Origin of the sequence: Thauera sp. WB-2 (assembly GCF_027594845.1) — a bacterium.
Taxonomy (GTDB): Bacteria; Pseudomonadota; Gammaproteobacteria; order Burkholderiales; family Rhodocyclaceae; genus Thauera; species Thauera mechernichensis.
The window spans coordinates 409,652-428,988 of sequence record NZ_CP088935.1; the positions used below are offsets into that span (position 1 = coordinate 409,652).

At 67.5% G+C, this 19,337-nt stretch carries 16 protein-coding genes; 13 read left to right on the forward strand and 3 right to left on the reverse strand.

Annotated features, from left to right (window positions below):
* Positions 1-24: 24 nt before the first annotated feature.
* Positions 25-2,451 carry an efflux RND transporter permease subunit gene (locus LQF09_RS01755; RefSeq protein ID WP_002925081.1) on the reverse strand — a complete coding sequence of 809 codons (2,427 nt, stop codon included), beginning with the start codon at positions 2,449-2,451 and terminating at the stop codon, positions 25-27.
* Complete coding sequence (locus LQF09_RS01760) at positions 2,451-3,467, reverse strand: WD40/YVTN/BNR-like repeat-containing protein (RefSeq protein ID WP_270069011.1); 1,017 nt, start codon at positions 3,465-3,467, stop codon at positions 2,451-2,453. Before LQF09_RS01760 ends, LQF09_RS01755 begins: the two co-directional genes overlap by 1 nt.
* Positions 3,468-3,793: 326 nt before the next feature.
* Here LQF09_RS01760 and LQF09_RS01765 point away from each other — a divergent pair, with 326 nt between their 5' ends.
* The 10 genes from LQF09_RS01765 (at position 3,794) to LQF09_RS01810 (ending at position 14,824) form a co-directional block, all read left to right on the forward strand.
* Positions 3,794-5,017, forward strand: a complete 1,224-nt coding sequence (locus tag LQF09_RS01765; RefSeq protein ID WP_002925077.1) for an acyl-CoA dehydrogenase family protein — start codon at positions 3,794-3,796, stop codon at positions 5,015-5,017.
* 30 nt (positions 5,018-5,047) lie between these two features.
* Entirely contained in the window at positions 5,048-6,091 is a 1,044-nt protein-coding gene (locus LQF09_RS01770) for a ferredoxin--NADP reductase (RefSeq protein WP_270069012.1), read from the forward strand.
* 204 nt (positions 6,092-6,295) lie between these two features.
* The gene (locus tag LQF09_RS01775; protein ID WP_270069013.1) at positions 6,296-7,957 is read left to right on the forward strand and encodes a DUF1302 domain-containing protein; all 1,662 of its coding nucleotides are present in this window, start codon (positions 6,296-6,298) and stop codon (positions 7,955-7,957) included.
* Positions 7,958-7,976: 19 nt separating this feature from the next.
* Positions 7,977-9,362, forward strand: a complete 1,386-nt coding sequence (locus LQF09_RS01780) for a DUF1329 domain-containing protein (RefSeq protein WP_270069014.1) — start codon at positions 7,977-7,979, stop codon at positions 9,360-9,362.
* 234 nt (positions 9,363-9,596) lie between these two features.
* The gene (locus LQF09_RS01785) at positions 9,597-10,364 is read left to right on the forward strand and encodes an SDR family NAD(P)-dependent oxidoreductase (protein WP_002925069.1); all 768 of its coding nucleotides are present in this window, start codon (positions 9,597-9,599) and stop codon (positions 10,362-10,364) included.
* Between the two features lie 8 nt (positions 10,365-10,372).
* Positions 10,373-11,455 carry an alkene reductase gene (locus LQF09_RS01790; protein ID WP_002925067.1) on the forward strand — a complete coding sequence of 361 codons (1,083 nt, stop codon included), beginning with the start codon at positions 10,373-10,375 and terminating at the stop codon, positions 11,453-11,455.
* Entirely contained in the window at positions 11,452-11,904 is a 453-nt protein-coding gene (locus tag LQF09_RS01795) for a MaoC/PaaZ C-terminal domain-containing protein (protein WP_002925065.1), read from the forward strand. Before LQF09_RS01790 ends, LQF09_RS01795 begins: the two co-directional genes overlap by 4 nt.
* A 39-nt stretch (positions 11,905-11,943) precedes the next feature.
* Positions 11,944-12,693, forward strand: a complete 750-nt coding sequence (locus LQF09_RS01800; protein WP_002925064.1) for an electron transfer flavoprotein subunit beta/FixA family protein — start codon at positions 11,944-11,946, stop codon at positions 12,691-12,693.
* Between the two features lie 8 nt (positions 12,694-12,701).
* A complete protein-coding gene (locus LQF09_RS01805) occupies positions 12,702-13,646 on the forward strand; it encodes an electron transfer flavoprotein subunit alpha/FixB family protein (protein WP_002944532.1) in 945 nt (314 codons plus the stop codon).
* A 38-nt stretch (positions 13,647-13,684) separates the two neighbouring features.
* The gene (locus tag LQF09_RS01810) at positions 13,685-14,824 is read left to right on the forward strand and encodes a helix-turn-helix transcriptional regulator (protein ID WP_002925061.1); all 1,140 of its coding nucleotides are present in this window, start codon (positions 13,685-13,687) and stop codon (positions 14,822-14,824) included.
* Between the two features lie 21 nt (positions 14,825-14,845).
* Here the strand turns inward: LQF09_RS01810 and LQF09_RS01815 are convergent, their stop codons facing one another.
* On the reverse strand, positions 14,846-15,733 hold the full coding sequence (locus LQF09_RS01815; RefSeq protein WP_002944534.1) for a cache domain-containing protein: 888 nt from the start codon (positions 15,731-15,733) through the stop codon (positions 14,846-14,848).
* Between the two features lie 152 nt (positions 15,734-15,885).
* Here LQF09_RS01815 and LQF09_RS01820 point away from each other — a divergent pair, with 152 nt between their 5' ends.
* The 3 genes from LQF09_RS01820 (at position 15,886) to LQF09_RS01830 (ending at position 19,216) form a co-directional block, all read left to right on the forward strand.
* Positions 15,886-16,653 carry an SDR family oxidoreductase gene (locus tag LQF09_RS01820; RefSeq protein WP_270069015.1) on the forward strand — a complete coding sequence of 256 codons (768 nt, stop codon included), beginning with the start codon at positions 15,886-15,888 and terminating at the stop codon, positions 16,651-16,653.
* A 24-nt stretch (positions 16,654-16,677) separates the two neighbouring features.
* Positions 16,678-17,517: an SDR family NAD(P)-dependent oxidoreductase gene (locus LQF09_RS01825; RefSeq protein ID WP_002925055.1), complete on the forward strand. Its 840-nt coding sequence runs from the start codon at positions 16,678-16,680 to the stop codon at positions 17,515-17,517.
* Between the two features lie 61 nt (positions 17,518-17,578).
* Entirely contained in the window at positions 17,579-19,216 is a 1,638-nt protein-coding gene (locus LQF09_RS01830; RefSeq protein ID WP_270068140.1) for an electron transfer flavoprotein-ubiquinone oxidoreductase, read from the forward strand.
* Positions 19,217-19,337 lie beyond the last annotated feature (121 nt).

The following is a 19,337-nucleotide window of genomic DNA, read 5'->3' on the forward strand; positions in this document are numbered from 1 at the left end:
CCTTTCAGCTGTGTGTGCTCGCTGTCAGCTTGCCTGCGGCGCGCTGCGCGGCCCCAGGGCCTGGCTGCCGCCGGCCGCGTCGGTCTTGCCGCGGCGGCCGATGTCGAGCCAGCATGCCAGCGCGGGCAGCAGGAACATCGCGCCCAGCGCGTTGACCAGGAACATGAAGGCGAGCAGCACGCCCATGTCGGCCTGGAACTTGAGCGCCGAGAACATCCAGGTACCCACGCCCACCGACATCGTCAGCGCCACGAAGATGGCCGCGGTGCCGCGTTGGCGCATGGCTTCGTAGAAGGCGTCGCGCAGCGTGGGGGCGCCGTTGTCGAGTTCGTACTTGAGGCGCTCGTAGATGTAGATGCCGTAGTCCACCCCGGCGCCCACGCCCAGCGTGATCACCGGCAGCGTCGCCACCTTGAGGCCGATGCCGAGGGTCGCCATCAGCGCGTTGCACAGGATGCTCACCAGCAGCAGCGGCACGATGATGCACAGCACCGCGCGGATCGAGCGGAAGGTGAGCAGACAGATCAGGATGATGGCGCCGTAGATCGAGGCCAGCATCTGCACCTGGGCGCGGTCGACCGCCTCGTTGGTGGCAACAGCCACGCCGGCATTGCCCCCGGCGAGGCGGAAGCGCAGGTTGGGCGTGCTGTCCTCGGCGATGAAGCGGAGCACCTCGTCGGTGACGGTGCGCAGCGTCACGGCTTCATGGTCGGTCAGGTAAACCACCAGATGGATGGTCTGGCAACCCGCCGTGTTGAGGCCTTGCTCGGGGCTGGCGGCACGGGCGCCGGTGCGCAGCGCCGCTTCCGAGCGCTGCAGTGCGGCCCAGCGCGGGTTGGCCTCGTTGTTGCCGGAGGCAAAGATCTTGGCGCGGCGGGCAACCGTTTCCACCGACTGCACGCCCTCGACGCCGCGCATGCGCAGGTCGAAGCGCTCGACGGCATTCATGACCTCCCAGTTGAGGCAGGCCTCTTCGAAGCCTTCGGTTTCGACGAACACCGACAGCACATCCATGCCGATGGAGTAGCTCGAGAGGATCTGCGCGTTGTCCAGGTTGTAGCGCGAGTCCTCATGGAGCTCGGGCACGCCGGCGCCGATGTCGCCGGTCTGCACCTGGCGAGCCAGGTGCGTGCCACCCGCCAGCAGCACCAGCATCACCGCAAAGCTGGCCAGTGCGGGGCGCGGCTGGGCCAGTGCCGACAGCGTCCACCAGAACTTGTGGCGGCTGTGGTCGCTGTGGGTATCGGCGATCGGGTGTGCCAGCGCGAAGCGTTCGAGCTTGAGGTGGGAGAGGACGATGGGCAGGAAGATCAGGTTGGTCAGCAGCATCAGGACCACGCCCAGGCAGGCGGTAACCCCGAGCTCGTGCAGGATGGGGATGTCGATCAGCATCATCACCATGAAGCCGAGCGCGGTGGTGACCAGCGCCATCGAGCCGGGAATCACCAGCTTGCGGAAAGCGTGTTCTGCCGCCTCGGACGAGTTGTGCCCCTTGAGCAGTTCCTGCTCCCAGCCGTTGGTCATCTGGATGGCGTGCGAGACCGCGATCGAGAAGATCAGGAAGGGCACCAGCACCGACATCGGGTCGATGCCGTAGCCCAGCGGCGGCAGCAGGCCGAGCAGCCACACCACCGGCATCAGCGCGATCACCAGCACGGTGACGACGAGCTTGGCCGAGCGCGAGTAGGCGCCGAGCAGGAAGGCGGTGATCAGGAAGGCGATGCCGAAGAAGGCGAGCACGGTGAACAGGCCGTCCATGACGTCGCCGATGACCTTGGCGAAGCCGACGATGTTGAGCTCGATGTCGGGGTTGGCGCTCTCGAAGCGGGCGCGGATCGCCTCCAGCTTGGCGGCGACGTCGGCGTAGTCGAGGCGCTCGCCGGTCTCGGGGCTGAACTCGAGCAGGTCGGCACGCACCAGGGCGGCGCGCAGGTCGTTGGCGACCAGGCGGCCGATCTCGCCGGACTTGGCGACGTTGTTGCGCACCTGGGCGAGGCTGGCCGCGTCGGCCTCGAAGCGGGCGGGGATGACCACGTCGCCGGTGAAGCCTTCCTCGGTGACCTCGATGTAGCGCACGTTGGGCGTAAACAGCGAGCGCACGCTGGCGCGGTTGACGCCCGGCGTGAAGAAGACCTCGTCGGTTACCTCGCGCAGGGTCTTCATGAACTCGGCGTTGTAGATGTCGCCCTCGCCCTTCCAGCGCACGCTGACCATGATGCGGTTGGCGCCGGAGAAGGTGTCCGAATACTGCAGGAAGGCCGACATGAACTCGTGCTTGTGCGGGATCAGCTTGTTGAAGCCGGGGTCCAGACGCAGGTTGGTCGCCGAATAGGCCAGCGCCAGGGTGAGGCCGATGAAGAGCAGCCCCAGCGCCTTGCGCCAGCGGATGATCATGAGGGCGGCGACGTCGATCATCCCGTCGAGTCGGCTGCGGGTTGCGGTGTCGCTCATCAGGATTCTCCGCTTTCGGTCTTGCTGAGGTTGAGGTTGGAGCCGGGCGCCGGGGTCGAGGCGGTGAGCTGGCGGATCTCCAGGCCTTCGTCGCTGGTCATGACGGCCTGGCCGTCGGGCAGCAATGCGATGTCGGTGAGGTTGCCCTGCGGGATACGGTAGTTGACGCTGAAATTGCGCCCCTGGTCGGTGCTGGCCAGCACCAGACCGCCCTGGCCGACCAGCAGCAGGGTGCCATCGGCGGTAAGCGCATGGCTGTAGACCGAGATCGGTGCGGGCAGCCGGGCTTCCTGCCAGGTTGCGCCGTCGTCCTCGCTGTGGAAGACGTGGCCGCGCATGCCGTAGCTCACCCAGGTGCTGCCGCCCAGGTGCAGGGCGCCGTAGAGCGAGCCGTTGTAGAAGGGCTCGACGACCTCCCAGCTCTGTGCGCCGTCGAGCGAGCGCAGCAGGGTGCCGGCCTCGCCCACGATCAGCCATTTGCCGGCGTCTGCGGAGGAGACGATGGTGTTGAGATGCCAGTCGGTGAGGCCGTCGATGACTTCCTCTGCCCAGCTGTCGCCGCCGTCGGTCGAGCGCAGCACGCGGCCGAAGGCGCCAACCACCAGCCAGTCTCCGGAAGGCAGGCGGGCGGCGTCCATCAGCGGCTCACCATTGCTGGCGTCGAAGTTGACTTCGGTCCAGGTCCGGCCGCCGTCGCGGGTGCGCAGGATCCAGCCCTCGTGGCCGAGCGCGAGGCCTTCGTCCGCGCTGGCAAAGCTCAGGCGCGTGATCAGGGCCTGGCGGTTGACCGAGCGCTGGGCCGGCTGCCAGCTCTGCCCTTGATCGGTGGACAGCAGGATGTGGCCGAGCTCGCCGGCGACGACGAGGCCCGCCGAGGTCTGCTGGACACTGGTGAGCTGCATGTTGCCGACCGGTGTTGCGATGGCGGGCGGGGTGACGGCGGTGCGTGGCGAGAATGCATGGAAGCCCGCGGCGGCGACGATCAGGACCATGGCGAAGCCAACGGGTGCTCGCATGTAGGTGTCTCCTCGTCGATTCAGGGTGCGTCACCCGTAGTGGATGGCGCAGTGTGGGCAATGTTCGGCCCGCCCGGGGGCGGGGGCATCGTCCAAAAGGGTTATCGCGGAATACTGCGGGTGCAGCGCCTGGCGCCGCTTCGGCCTATCGCGGCGCAACATGGCGGAAACCCGCTTGCGGCGCGGCCTTGGTCTTTGCGCTCAGTCATTTACGTTAGTCCGTCCGGACGATGATGGGGCTTGCCGGCTATGGAAAATTCCGTCCATCGCAACACGTGACGCACCTTGAACCACCAGCCTGGTGGTCGATCTCGGAGGATACGAAGATGGGCGCAGTTGGCAAGGATCACATTCTCGGCATTCTGGCCGAAGACTACATGACGCCGGAAGCGGTCGAGCTGGTGGAGCGTGCACGCGCCATGGCCCCGCGGCTGGCCGAGCGCGCCCGTGCCGCCGAGGCGGAGGGCATGGTGCCGGTCGAGACCGTGCAGGAGATGAAGGAGGCGGGCCTCTTCCGCGTCCTGCAGCCGCGGCGCTTCGGCGGCTACGAGCTCGACCCGCGGGTGTTCTACCGCGTGCAGATGGCGCTCGCCGAGGGCTGCATGTCCACCGCCTGGATCTACGGCGTGATCGGCGTGCACAACTGGCAGCTGCCGCTCTTCCCCGAGCAGGCGCAGCAGGACGTGTGGGCGAAGGACACCGGCGTGCTGATTGCGTCGACCTACATGCCCACCGGCAAGGCCGAGGCGGTCGACGGTGGCTACCGTTTCTCGGGACGCTGGGGCTTTTCGAGCGGCGTGGAGCACTGCGAATGGATCTTCCTCGGCGGCCTGCTGCCGAAGAAGGACGGTTCCGGCGCGCTGGAGCACGCTACCTTCCTGCTGCCGAAGGCCGATTTCCGCGTCGAGAAGAACTGGGACGTACTCGGTCTGCGCGCGACCGGCAGTCACGACATCGTGGTCGATGGCTGCTTCGTGCCCGAGCACCGCACGCACCGCACCAACGACCATAGCGACGCCGGCTGCCCCGGGCGCCAGACCAACCCTGGCTGGATCTACAAGATCCCCTTCACCCAGGTCTTCCAGCGTGCGGTGTCGTCGGCCTGCATCGGCGCGCTCGACGGTGCGATCGCGAGTTTCCGCGAGCGGGCTGCAGCTCACGTGGGCAAGCACGGCGCGAAGACCGCCGAGGACGTCAATGCCCAGCAGGCGGTGTCGGAGGCGATGATGACCACCGATCAGCTCAAGCTGGTGCTGTTCCGCAACTACGCGCGCATCGTCGAATGCGCCAAGACCGGCGAGCGCATGCCGGTGGAGGAGCGCCTGATGCAGCGCGCCCAGGCCTCGCAGGTGCCCAAGCAGTGCGCCGCGGCGGCCAGCGAGCTGATGCGTGCGTGTGCGGCCTCCGGGACCTACAAGAGCAACCCGATCGAGCGCGTGTTCCGCGACATCCACCAGGCGCGCGGCCACATCGCCAACAACACCGACACCTATGCGCGTGCGCACGGTGCGGTGATGCTGGGTCTGCCCAACGCCGACCCCTACATCTGACGGTCCGCCGCGCACGGAGAACGACGCAAGATGACAGCCCAGCGCTACCACACCCTCAAGGTCCAGGCGGTTGTCGAGGAGACGCACGACGCGAAGTCGATCGTCTTCGCGGTGCCGCCCGAGCTGGCCGAGACCTTCAGGTACCGGCCCGGCCAGTTCCTGACCTTGCGCCTGCCGGTGCTGGGCCGTCATCTGCCGCGTTGCTACTCGATGTCGAGCGCGCCCACGCTGGACGAGACCTTGCGCGTGACGGTCAAGCGCGTGCAGGGCGGGCGCGGCTCGAACTGGGTGTGCGATCGCGTGCGACCGGGCGACACGCTCGAGGTGATGGCGCCGGCCGGCGTGTTCACGCCGGCCTCCCTGCAGGGCGATTTCCTGCTCTGCGCCGGCGGTAGCGGCATCACGCCGGTGTTCTCCATCCTGCGCTCGGCGCTGGCGCACGGCCAGGGCCGCATCGGCCTGCTCTATGCCAACCGCGACGAGCGCTCGGTGATCTTCCGCGAAGAACTCAACGCGCTTGCCGCCGCGCACCCGGCGCGGCTGCAGGTCGTGCACTGGCTCGATTCGGTGCAGGGCGTGCCGTCGGTGGCGCAGCTGGCCGAGCTGGCGCGACCGTGGTCCCAGGGCGAGGCCTTCATCTGCGGCCCGGGCCTGTTCATGGACGCCATGGTGTCGGCGCTCGACAAAGCCGGCATGGCGGCCGAGCGCGTGCACGTCGAGCGCTTCGTGTCGCTGCCCGACGAAGAGGATGTCGCCGCCATCAATGCGGCGGCACCCGCACCGGCCGCGGCGGTCGAGCGCGCAACGGTCGAGCTCGAGCTCGATGGCGAGGTGCATATGCTGGACGTGGCCGGCACCGAGACCCTGCTCGACGCCGCGCTCAGGGCCGGCATCAACGCGCCGCATTCCTGCCAGGCCGGCATGTGTGCATCGTGCATGTGCCAGGTGGTCGAGGGCGAGGTGCACCTGCGCCACAACGAGGTGCTCGATGCCAAGGATCTCGCCAAGCGCTGGACCCTGAGCTGCCAGGCGCTGCCCACCACCGAGCGACTGCGCGTGCGATTCCCGGGCTGAATCAGCAGCATCGCCCGCTGCACGCCGCCCCGACTTATCCGATTCAACGGCTTCCGGGCCGGACGGTCGCCGTCTCCATCGGCTCGCTAGTCCGAATGGGTGATGCCTCGGGCATGACCCGCGGGCAGCCTTTGGCCTGCCCGGCGCGCTGCGTCGCGGCTTGCTTATCCACACGAAATAAAACTCGAAGAAAGGAGCAAGGGTATGAGACTTTCGGCACCTGCCCGCAAGGGTGCAGGGTCGCTGCGTGGCTTGGCGTTTCGCACGCTGCCGCTCGCGATCGCCTTCATCGGCAGCGGCGCCCATGCGGCGCAGACCATCTATCTGGGCGACGAGACCACGCTCGATTCGTCGCTGACGCTGTCCTACACGGCTTCAGCGCGAACGTCGCGTCCGGCCGCGGAGTACCTGAACGACCTCAACAGCGACGACGCCACGCGCAACTTCAAGCGCGGTGCGCTGGTTAACAACCGCGCCAGCGCCCTGGGCGAACTCCGCCTCAGGCATGACAACGTCGGCGCCATGTTGCGTGGCAACATCTTCTACGATGGCGTCTACCGCAGCAGCAACGACAATGACTCGCCGGACACCGTCAACAAGATCGGCCCTGCCAACCAGTTCGTGCGCAAGACGCGCGAACGCAGCGGCCAGGACGCGCAGCTGCTCGATGCCTTTGTTTACGGCAACTGGGTGGTCGGCAACGACCAGTACCTGTCGGTCAAGCTCGGCCGCCACGTCGTGGCCTGGGGCGAGAGCCTGTTCTGGCCCAACATCAGCCAGGGCCAGCTGCCGGTCGATGCGACCAAGTTCAACGTGCCGGGCACGGAGGCCAAGGAGTCCTACCTGCCGGTCGGACAGCTGTCGGCGAGCCTGACGCTGACCGATGCGCTCAGCCTGACCGGCTATTACCAGTACAAGTGGGAAGAGACCCGCCTCAACCCGGTCGGGGACTTCTTCGGCAGTGATGTCTTCGGGCCTGGGGCGGAGTTCCTGCGCCTTGCGCCAGGTGTGATCTCGAGCCTGCCCGACAACAGCTTTGCGGTGGCGAATTTCGCCGGCGAGATCAAGCCCAAGGATTCCGGACAGTGGGGCGTGGGCCTGCGTTACCAGCTCAGCGATGCGCTCGAGGTGGGGGTGTTCCACTACCGCTACCACGACCGCATTGGCGCGATGCTGTTCGACTTCACCGGCGATACGCAGTACTCGTCGTTCTCGCGTTTCGGTCGCGAGGCTTCGCCGGGCAGCACGCCCTACTACAAGCTGGCCTATTTCGACGACATCAGGCTGACCGGCATCAGCGTCAGCAGCAAGATCGGCGACTCGGTCCAGTTCGGTGGCGACCTGAGCTACCGCGACGGCGCGCCGGTCTATCTGGAGAACGGCTCGCCCGCACGCGGCAGCTACCTGCAGGGCAACGCCAACGCGCTCTACATCCTCGGGCCGAGCAAGCTCGCGCACCAGACCACGCTGATGGGCGAGATCGTGCATCAGCGCATCATGGGTGTGGATCCCCTGACCATCAGCATGGGGGGCGTCGCGGTCGATACCTCGTCGAAGTACGTCTACGACGGCCAGACGCGCGGTTCGACCCTGGTCGGCCTGGGCGCCATCTTCGACTACCCGAGCATCTTCAGCGGCTGGGACCTGAGCACGCGCGCGATCTGGACGCAGAACGTGCAAGGCAGCGCCTATTCGGGCATGGGGCGTGACGAGAAGCGCCTGACCCTGGGTGCGGACTTCAAGTACCTCGGCAACCTCGCGCTCGGCATCACCTGGGTGAACTACCTCGGCTCGCCCAGCGTGAAGCAGCAGCGCACGATGGCCGACCGCGACTACGTGTCCTTCAACGCGAAGTACACCTTCTGAACATCAGAGGCTCACGACAATGAACGTAACGATCAAGGGACTCCTCTTTACCGTCGCTGCGACCGCGCTGCTGCAGGCGCCCGATCTTCAGGCGCGCGCCACGGCGGAGGAAATCGCCCGCCTTGGCAAGGACCTGACCTGCGTCGGCGCCGAGCGTGCGGGGAATGCCGACGGCAGCATCCCCGAGTGGAGCGGAAAGTGGCTGGGCGTGCCGCCGCATGTGGATTTCAAGGGCACGGGCAGCCATCCGATCGACCCCTATGCGGACGACAAGCCGCTCTTCGTCATCACCGCGGAGAACATGGCGCAGTACGCCGACCGCCTGTCGGACGGCCAGAAGGCGCTGTTCCAGAAATACCCGCAGACCTTCCGCATGCCGGTGTACCAGAGCCGGCGCGACTTCCGCTTCCCGGACGCTGTGTGCGACGTCACGCGCGAGAACGCCGCCAACGCGGAACTGGTGGATGGCGGGGAGGGCGTGATCGCGACCACCGGCGGCATCCTGTTCCCCTTCCCCAAGACGGGGCTCGAGCTGCTGTGGACCTCGTCGATCTTCACCTATCGGCCCTTTACCGAGGAGTTGATTTCCGACAACGCCTACGTGCTGGCCGACGGCAAGGTTAACTGGGGGCGGGTGAAGTCGCGCAACCTTGCGCCGCACCTGGAGCCGGGCAAGCGCACCAGCACCGCCGAGGGCCGGCAATCGTCCTACTACATGAACGAGACCCTGCTGCCCGAGCGCGACAAGGGCGAGATCAACACCGGCATGGAGTTCTGGAACCACAAGGCCGCGCCGCGCCAGAGCTGGCGCTACGACCCGGGCACCCGCCGTGTCCGCCAGTCGCCGGGCTATGGCTTCGACATGTCCTTCCCGGGCACGGGTGGCTCGATCACGGTGGATGAGGTGCGCCTCTTCAACGGCACGCCCGAGCGCTACGACTGGAAGATCGTCGGCAAGCGCGAGCTCTATATTCCCTACAACACCTACCGGCTGCATTCGCCGGATGTGAAGTACGCGGATTTGCTCAAGCCCGGCCACATCAACCCCGACTACATGCGCTACGAGCTGCATCGCGTGTGGGTGCTGGAGGGGACGCTCAAGGAAGGCTATCGCCACCTCTACGGCAAGCGCGTCATGTACGTCGATGAGGACAGCTGGCTGATGAAGATGGCCGAGAACTACGACGCCCGCGGCGGGCTGTGGCGTACTTCGATGATGAACTACTTCTACGCCTATGAAGCCAACACCTGGCAGGCAGGCGTGGGCTTGTACCACGATCTGCAGACCGGGACCTACCTGGCGTTCAACCTCGTCAACGAGCAGCGCAACGGCTACACGCTGAACACCGGCAAGCTCAGCGAGCGCGATTTCGGGCCCGAGGCCGCGCGGCGCGCAGGTCTCTGATCACGCGAGTGCAGCAGTGAGGGGCGGCGGGCGTTTTGCTCGCCGCCCCTTGTTCGTCAACGCAAGCCTCCGGCCTCTCTCGTCCATTGTCGCTAGTCTCATCGGACGATGGCGTGGCGGGGGGCTTTTCCTACCCTTGGGCAACAGGCGGACGAAACGCGAACCCGCCGATCGTCCGCAAGGGTCAAGCAGGTGCGCCGCAGCCGACGTGCGGCATCAGTGAGGAGAGATGACATGGCAGCTCGTATGCAGGGCAAGGTGGCGTTCGTGACCGGCGGCGGCAGCGGGATTGGTGCGGCGACGGCGTCGAGGCTTGCGCAGGAGGGCGCGACGGTGGTGGTGTGCGGCCGCCGCCGCGAGCCACTGGACGAGGTCGTGGCGGGTATCGTCGCAGCCGGCGGCAAGGCCGAGGCTGTAGTTGCCGACGTCAGCGACGAGGCGGGCTTCACCGCCGCCCTCGAAGCGGCGGCGCAGCGCCATGGCCGCCTCGACGTGCTGGTGAACAACGCCATGGCCTACACCTGGGGCAGCATCGAGGAGATGAGCACCGCCGACTGGCATGCGAACTTCGCGACCTCGGTCGATGGCACCTTCTGGGGCACGCGTACCGCGATGCGCCTGATGAAGGGCAAGGGCGGCGCGATCGTCAACGTATCGTCGATCTGCGGCCAGCTCGGCACGCCGTGGATGGCCGGGTACTCGGCGGCCAAGGCGGCGATCGACAACTTCTCGCGCGCCGCAGCCGCCGAGGGCGCGCCGCATGGCGTCCGCGTCAACGTGGTGATCCCCGCGGTGGTCGAGACCCCGGCGACGGCCGGCATGTTGGCTGACGAGGCCTCGCGCAGGAACACCGAGAAGCTGATTCCGATGGGCCGGGTGGGGCAGCCGGAGGAGCTCGCCAACGCGATCCTGTTCCTCGCCAGCGACGAGGCGTCCTACATCACTGGCGCGAGCCTGCCGGTCGATGGCGGACGCTCGTCGGTGCTGGTGACCGCGCTGTGAGCGCCGTCATGGCAGCGCTTTCCCGCCTTTTCAGCCCGGTGCGCCTGGGCGACCTCGAGCTCGCCAACCGCATCGTGATGGCGCCGATGACGCGCAACCGCGCCGACGCGCAGGGCGTGCCCGGCGAGCTGATGGTCGATTACTACGCCCAGCGCGCCGAGGCCGGCCTGATCGTCGCCGAGGGCACCTCGCCGAGCGCCGAGGGCCAGGCCTACTGCCGCCAGCCCGGGATCGCCACCGCCGCGCAGGTCGCCGGCTGGCGCAAGGTGACCGACGCCGTGCATGCGCGCGGCGGATGCATCGTGCTGCAGGTCATGCACGGCGGCCGCATCGGCAGCCACCACATCAAGGGCGAGGGCGTGGCCACCGTCGCACCGTCGGCGATCCGCGCCGCGGGCGAGGTGTTCACCGATAGCGCCGGCATGCAGCCCTACGACACGCCGCACGCGCTGTCCACCGAAGAAGTGCACGCCGCGGTGGCCGAGCATGCGCAGGCCGCGATCAAGGCCCGCGAGGCCGGTTTCGACGGCGTCGAGCTGCACTGCACCAGCGGCTACCTGCCGATGCAGTTCATGTGCTCGGGCACCAACCAGCGCACCGACGCCTATGGCGGCAGCGTCGCCAATCGCGTGCGTTTCGTGGCCGAGTGCCTGCAGGCGATGGCCGCAGCCATCGGCGCCGGGCGCGTCGGTCTGCGCTTTCGCGTCGGCAACAGCTACAACGACATTCAGGACGAGGACACGGTCGCCACCCATGCCGAGCTGCTGCGCCAGGTGAAGGACATGGGCCTGGCCTACGCCCACGTGATGCGCGCCGAGTCGCCCGACGTCGATGCCTTCGCGCTCGCCCGCGCGGGCTTCGACGGCAGCCTGATCCTCAACGACGGCTTCGACGCCGCCTCGGCCGAGGCTGCGCTCGCGGCCGGGCAGGGCGAGGCCGTGTCCTTCGCGCGCGACTTCATCGGCAACCCCGATCTCGTTCGCCGTCTGCGCGACGGCCTGCCGCTCGCCCGCTTCGACCGCAGGACGCTGTACACGCCGGGCGCTGCCGGCTATACCGATTACCCGGTCGCCGAAGGGGTGAGCGCATGATCTATTGGGAAGACGTCGAACTCGATGTGCCGCGTGAATCGTCCGAGCACTATGTGCTGAGCGCCGCCAACATCAAGGCCTTTGCGAGCGAGTGGGATCCGTTTCCGCCCCATGTGGATGAGGCAGCGGCGGCCAGGTCGCCGATCGGGCAGCTGTTTGCCGCGGGCGTCCATCTGCTGTCGATCACCATCCGCCTGAGTCATTCCATTCCCAGCGATGAGACGGCGTCGATCGCCGGCCGTGGCTGGGAGAACCTGCGCTTCCATCGCCCGGGCGTGGCAGGCGACACGCTGCGAGTGCGCGTCACCCATGTCGAGCGCAGCCCCGCCAGCCGGCCGGAGCGGGGCATCCTGGTGTCGCGCTTCGAGTTGCTGAACCAGCGCGACGAGGTGGTGGTGAGCTTCAATGCCAATGTCGTCATGCTGCGCCGCGAGCCGCTTGCGGCCTGAGCGCGCGGGCGCAATCAATAAGTGAGCAAGGAGAAAGACTTGAAGGTTCTTGTCCCGGTGAAGCGGGTCGTCGATTACAACGTGAAGGTACGGGTCAAGTCCGACCAGAGCGGAGTCGAGCTGACCGGCGTGAAGATGTCGATCAATCCCTTCGACGAGATCGCCGTCGAGGAGGCGGTACGCCTGCGCGAGGCGGGTGTCGCCACCGAGGTGGTCGCGGTGAGCTGCGGTAGCGGAGCAAGTCAGGAGACCCTGCGCAGTGCGCTGGCGATGGGTGCAGATCGCGCCATCCTGGTGGAGACGGACGCCGAGCTGCAGCCGCTGGCGGTCGCCAGGCTGCTGCAGGCGGTGGCCGGGCGCGAACAGCCGCAGATGGTGATCTGCGGCAAGCAGGCGATCGACGACGATGCCAACCAGACCGGGCAGATGCTTGCTGCGCTGATGGGCTGGCCGCAGGCCACCTTCGCCTCGAAGGTGGCGGTAGGTGAGGGTGTGGTAGCGGTCACGCGCGAGATCGATGGCGGCCTCGAGACGCTCGAGCTCAAGCTGCCGGCGGTGGTGACCGCAGACCTGCGCCTCAACGAGCCGCGCTACGCGACCCTGCCCAACATCATGAAGGCGAAGAAGAAGCCGCTCGAGGTGCTGCCGGCCGCTGAACTCGGCGTCGACATCACGCCGCGTCTGCGCCATGTGCGTCACGCGGAGCCCGCCGCGCGCAAGGGCGGCATCAAGGTCGCCGATGTGGCGGAACTGCTCAACAAGCTTCGCAACGAAGCGAAGGTGATCTGAGGCGAACGATGAAGACACTGGTCATTGCTGAACACGACAACGGCCGCCTGATTGCGGCGACCCTCAACACGGTGACGGCGGCGAGCCGTTTCGGTGGCGAGGTCGACGTCCTGGTTGCCGGCCACGGTTGTGCGGCGGTTGCCGCCGAGGCGGCAACGCTGGCGGGTGTGAGCGGGGTGCTGCTGGTCGAGGCTGCGCACTATGCCGAGCCGCTGGCGGAGAACCTCGCTGCGCTGGTGCAGCGCGTGGCGGGCGCGGGCGGCTACCGGGCTGTGCTTGCCCCGGCCACCAGTTTCGGCAAGAATCTCGCCCCTCGCGCGGCCGCACTGCTCGACGCGGCAGCGGTGTCCGACGTGGTGGCGATCGATGCGCCGGGCCGTTATCTGCGCCCCATCTACGCCGGGAACGTCATGGTGGCGGTCGAGTCTGACCAGGCGCTGGATGTGCTGACCGTGCGCACCACCGCCTTCGATCAGGCGACTGCCGGCGGCAGCGCAGTGGTGAGCACGCTCGAAGCCGGCCCGGACCTGGCGCTGTCGCGCGTCGTCGGCCGCGAATTGAGCAAGTCCGAGCGCCCCGAGCTGGCCGCAGCGGCGATCGTCGTCTCCGGTGGTCGGGGGCTGGGCAGCGGTGAAAATTATCACCGCGTGCTCGAACCCCTTGCTGATACGCTGGGCGCAGCGCTCGGTGCGTCGCGCGCGGCGGTCGATGCCGGTTTCGTTCCCAACGATTACCAGGTGGGCCAGACGGGCAAGATCGTGGCGCCGGGGCTCTACGTGGCGGTCGGGATCTCGGGTGCGATCCAGCACCTGGCAGGCATGAAGGATTCCAAGGTGATCGTGGCGATCAACAAGGATCCGGATGCGCCAATCTTCCAGGTCGCCGACTACGGCCTGGTTGCGGATCTTTTCGAGGCGGTGCCGGCCCTGACGTCCGGGATCGCACAGGCTTAGCGGCGCGTGCAGCGGCTGCGTCGATGAGGGATAGGGTTTTGGCCAACATTGATCTGGATCTCGCGGATTACGACCGCATCGTCTCGGCGCTCTACGACGCGTCGCTCGAGAGCCGTGGCTGGCCGAATGCGCTGGAGATGCTGCGTGCGCTGTTCCAGGCGAACTACGTCACCCTGATCCTGCGCAGCCCCGACGAGGGCAATCTTGGCCTCATGATCGCGGTCGGGGTCGAGGGCGGCGACCGGGTGACCTACCTGCCCTATGGCCACGACAGCACGCCCTTCGTCAATCAGCCGGTGGACAAGGTGTTCACCGTCGATGACCTGATGACCCAGGCTGAGTGGCGGCGCATGCCCTATTTCCAGCACTGGTGCGCGCCCAAGGATGTGTTCCATGTCATGGGTGCGGACATCTCGACGCCCGACGGTGGCAAGCTGCGCTTTCGTATCACGCGCGGCGAGGCGGCGCAGAACTTCGACGCGGTCGATCGTGCGCGCTGCGAGGCGCTGCTGCCGCATCTGCGCCGGGCGCTGCATGTGCACAACCTGCTCGATCGCAGCGAGTCGATGGGGGCGCTGTACTCCGATGCCATCGGCCGTTTGTCGGTCGGCACCATCGTGCTCGACGAGAGCGGCAAGGTGCTCGAGCAGAACCTGATCGCGCGCGAGCTGGTGGCTGCGAACGATGGCCTGAAGCTGGTCGGCGGGCGGCTCGAGGCCTCCTATCCGAGCGACAACCGTGAGTTGCAGCAGCTCATCCGCAATGCCTTTCTCCGCCACGCCGGCAGTCCGCCTACGCTGGCGCAGGCCATGTCGGTGTCGCGCCCCTCGGGGCAGGTCAGCCTGGGGATCGTGGTCGAGCCCGTGCCCTCGCAGGAGTGGGCCGAGGGCAAGGGCCACCCCGCGGCGATGGTTTATATCCGCGATGCGGCCGGAAAGTCGCTCGCCAGCACGGCGGCGGCCAAGCAGCTCTTCAACCTGACACCGGCAGAGACTGCGCTCGCCATGGAGCTGGCCAACGGCCTGTCACTGGAAGAGGCTGCCGAGGCGCTCAACATCCGTCGCAACACGGCGCGCGCCCATCTGCGCTCGATCTTTTCCAAGACCGGCGTCAGGCGTCAGACCGAGCTGGTGCGCATCATGCTCAACAGCGTGGCCGCCTTGAGCCGTATCGCCTGAACCCGGCGCCTGGGCGCCGGTTCAGCGCGCAGGGCCGGTGAATGCGCCCGCGCCGAAAAGGTAGTTATCCACCCGGATGACGTGGCTGCGCTTGTGCTCGACCTTCTGCGTGAGCGGGTTGCGCCAGGTATATTCGACTTCGCCCTCGCCCCGGTCGCGGGCGACATCGATCATTTCGCGGATGAAGCGCTTGCCGTTGGTGTCGGCCAGCTCGCCGCCCTTGCGGCCGACGAAGCGCGGGTGGCCGCCGTTGGCGTACACGATCTCGTCGTCGAGACCGATCACGAACACGTAGAGATCGTCCTGCACGAAGCCGCCGTTGAGGCTGTTGAAGCGGGCGAAGGCGGCGTCGCCCTGGGTCTTGTACTGGTGTACGGCACGCCACAGCAGCGACTTGGCCAGTTCCAGGCTGGCGAACGGGGTGTAGTAGCCGACCACGAGGATGCGTTCGCCGACCTTGCGGTAGGTGGCGATCTTGGGATCGTTGCGTCCCGTGCTCGGGTTGCGCCAGCGGTACTCGACGCGACCTGCGCCCTGCGCGCGAGCACCATCGAGGATCTCGCGCATGAAGCTGCGCCCCTCGCTGTCCTGCAGGTCGGTGACGTTGCGCCCGATCAGCGTGATCGAGCTTCCGCCGCTGGCAAGGAAGTTGCCCTGGGTGTCGATCGCGTACACGTAGAGTTCGCCTTCGACGAACTCCCCGGCGCGGCTGAAGCTGGCGAGCGCCTCATCGCCCTTGTCCACCAGGTGTCGTTCGGCGCGGTCGAGCAGGGCCTGTGCGCGCGAGCCGCTGTCGGCGGCTTGTTGTGCGCGCTGCGTTGTCGCGGCGCTTTCCGTTGCATGCACCGGCATCGCCGCTGTGGCGAGACCGATCATCAGGGCGAGGAGCAGATGCTGCGGCGGCTTCATGGCAAGCTTCCTGGAGGAACGGTCGATGAGCGCGATTCTAGAGCAGGCCGGGGGGCGAGGGCTTAGTCCGCGCGGACGATGCCGGGCCGTTGTTGCGCTGGTGATACTGCGGCATTGACATGTTCCCCCACCGGGGGTCGAGGGAGATTCACATGAGCGTCACTGTCGTTACCGGTTCCGCGTCGGGCATCGGCGCCGCGATCCGCGATCAACTCCTCGCCGCAGGCCAGCGCGTCATCGGCATCGACCGCCAGAACGCCGACATCGTCGCCGATCTGGCGTCCGCCGAGGGGCGCAAGGCCGCCGTCGATGCGGTGCTCGAGGCCTGCGGCGGTACGCTCGACGGCCTGGTCTGTTGTGCAGGCCTGGGGCCGACCGCGCCGTCGAGCAGCCTGATCGTGAGCGTCAACTATTTCGGCATGAGCGCGCTGGTCGATGGCCTGGCGCCTGCGCTCGAGCGCGGCACCAAGCCTGCCGTGCTGCTGATCGGCTCGGTAGCCTCGGTGCACCAGGGCATGGACAAGCTGCCGATGGTCGGCGCCATGCTCGCCAATGACGAAGCGGGTGCGCGCACCCAGGCCGACGCGATGGCGATGCCGCAGGCGGCCTATGCGGGTTCGAAGTACGCGATCACGGTGTATGCGCGCAAGAAGGCCGTCGAGCTCGGCCCCAAGGGGATCCGGCTCAATGTCCTGGCTCCGGGCGCAGTGGAGACGCCGCTGCTCGACGCCTCGCGCGCCGACGCGCGCTATGGCGAGGCGATCCGCAACTTCGTGGCACCGATCGGACGCAACAGCGCGCCGGATGAGATCGCCAACGTGGCGTGCTTCCTGCAATCCGCGCAGGCCAGCTTCGTGCACGGCACCGTCGTCTTCGTCGATGGCGGCATGGATGCGATGACGCGCCCCGAGCGCTTCTGAACCCAGCGGAGACGGCGTCCGATCATGAGCAAGGTTGCATTCATTACCGGCGCGAGCCGGGGGATCGGGCGCGAGACCGCGCTCGCCTTCGCGCGTGCGGGCTACGACCTGGCGATCAGCGCGCGCACCCTGGAAGAGGGTGAGACACACGCGCATGCGTTGACCGATGCCGAGGGCCGTCCCCTTGCCGGCAGCCTGGCCTCGACCGCCGCTGCAGTACGCGCGCTCGGGCGCGAGGTGCTGGTGCTGCGCATGGACCTGCTGGACGAGGCCTCGGTGCGTGGCGCAGCTGCAGCCGTACTCGCCCATTACGGGCAGGTCGACGTGCTGGTCAACAACGCCATCTATCAGGGCAGCGACCTCAACCTGCCCTTCATGGCGCTTGGGGGAGAGACCCTGCAACGGGTGTTCCAGGGCTACGTGATGGCGCCGGTCGTGCTCACCCAGTGCCTGCTGCCGGCGATGATCGCGCGCGGCGGCGGCACGGTGATCAATGTCACCTCCGGTGCCGGTGAGAGCGACCCGCCGGTGGCCGCCGGCAAGGGCGGCTGGGGGTATGCCTACGGGGCGGGCAAGGCGGCAGTGTCACGCCTGTCGGGGGTGCTTGCCGCGGAGTTCGGCGAGCAAGGCATCCGCGCGTTCACCATCAACCCCGGTGTGGTCACGACCGAAGCACTGCGCGCCACGATTGGCGACAAAGGCGTGCTGGCAATGCGCAAGGGGGTGGCGCCACCGGAGGTGCCAGCCGCGGTGATGTGCTGGCTGGCGACGCAGCCGGAGGCTGACCGCTTCCAGCGCCGTACCGTGCAGGCGCAGGCGTTCGCGCTCGAACACGGTGTCGTGCCCGACTGGCGCAACGCATGACCGCGGGCCACCCGCGCCGGGTGCGACTGCTATTCTGTTTTACGAAGGGATCTTCATGAGCATCGAACGCGAGTCGATGGAATTCGACGTGCTGATCGTCGGCGGCGGCCCGGCCGGGCTGGCGGCGGCGATCCGCTTGAAACAGCTCGCCACGGCCAAGGGCCAGGAGCTGTCGGTGTGCCTGATCGAGAAGGCCGCCGAGATCGGTGCCCACATCCTGTCGGGCGCGGTGATGGACCCCAAGGCGCTCACCGAGCTGATCCCCGACTGGAAGGAACAGGGCGCCCCGCTCAACACCGAGGTCACCGAAGACCGCGTGCTGTTCCTGTCCGAGACCGGTGCCCGCCAGGCCCCCAACGGCCTGCTGCCCGACTGTTTCGTGAACCACGGCAACTACATCGTGCGCCTGGGCAACGTGGTGAAGTGGCTCGGCGAGCAGGCCGAGGCGGCCGGCGTCGAGGTCTATCCCGGCTTTGCCGGCGCCGAGGTGCTGTTCGATGAAAAAGGCGCGGTCAAGGGCGTGGCTACCGGCGACATGGGCCTCAACCGTGACGGCACGCCCGGCCCGCACCACCAGCCGGGCATGGAGCTGCACGCCAAGTACACGCTCTTTGCCGAAGGCTGTCGCGGCCATCTGGGCAAGCAGCTCGAGGCGAAGTTCAATCTGCGCGAGGGCGCCGACCCGCAGACCTACGGCATCGGCATCAAGGAGCTGTGGGAGGTCAGGCCCGAGAACCATCGCCCCGGCCTGGTGGTGCACACCGCCGGCTGGCCGATGGACAACGCCACCTACGGCGGTGGCTTCGTCTATCACCTCGAGGACAACTTGGTGGCGGTGGGCTACGTGGTCGGCCTCAACTACGAGAACCCGCACCTGTCGCCCTTCGAGGAGATGCAGCGCTACAAGACGCACCCCGAGATCCGCAAGTATCTCGAAGGCGGCAAGCGCCTGGCCTACGGCGCGCGCGCCATTGCCGCCGGCGGCCTGCAGAGCCTGCCGCGGCTGATCTTCCCGGGCGGCGCGCTGATCGGCGACGATGCGGGCTTTCTCAACGCCGCGCGCATCAAGGGCAGCCACGCCGCGATCAAGTCGGGCATGCTCGCCGCCGAGGCCGCCTTCGAGGCGCTCGCCAAGGAACGCGAGCGCGACGCGCTCACCGCCTACCCGGCCGCCTTCCGCGACTCCTGGCTGTACGCCGAGTTGCACAAGACGCGCAACTTCAAGCCCTACATGAAGAAGGGCCTGTACCTGGGTTCGCTGCTGTTCGGCATCGACCAGGTGGTGTTCCGCGGCAAGGCGCCGTGGACGCTGCGCAACAGCGCCGACCATGACAAGCTCAAGCCGGCGGCCGAATGCGCGAAGATCAATTACCCCAAGCCCGACGGCGTGCTCACCTTCGATCGCCTGTCCTCGGTGTTCCTGTCCAACACCAACCACGAGGAAGAGCAGCCCTGCCACCTGCAGTTGAAGGACGGCGCGGTGCCGATCGCAATCAACCTGGCCAAGTACGACGCCCCCGAGCAGCGCTACTGCCCGGCCGGGGTGTATGAGATCGTCCACGAAGAGGCTGGGCCGCGCCTGCAGATCAACGCCCAGAACTGTGTGCACTGCAAGACCTGCGACATCAAGGACCCGACCCAGAACATCAACTGGGTCGTGCCGCAGGGCGGCGAAGGACCGATCTACCAGGGGATGTAAGCGGCGCACGCGTGCTCGGCCATCACATGCCGGAACGCCGAGCCGCCACGTTCAGCTTCCGTACGTCTCCGTTCGGAACCCTGCATGGGCGCGAATGGGGTGTGGCATGATCTCGGCGTCC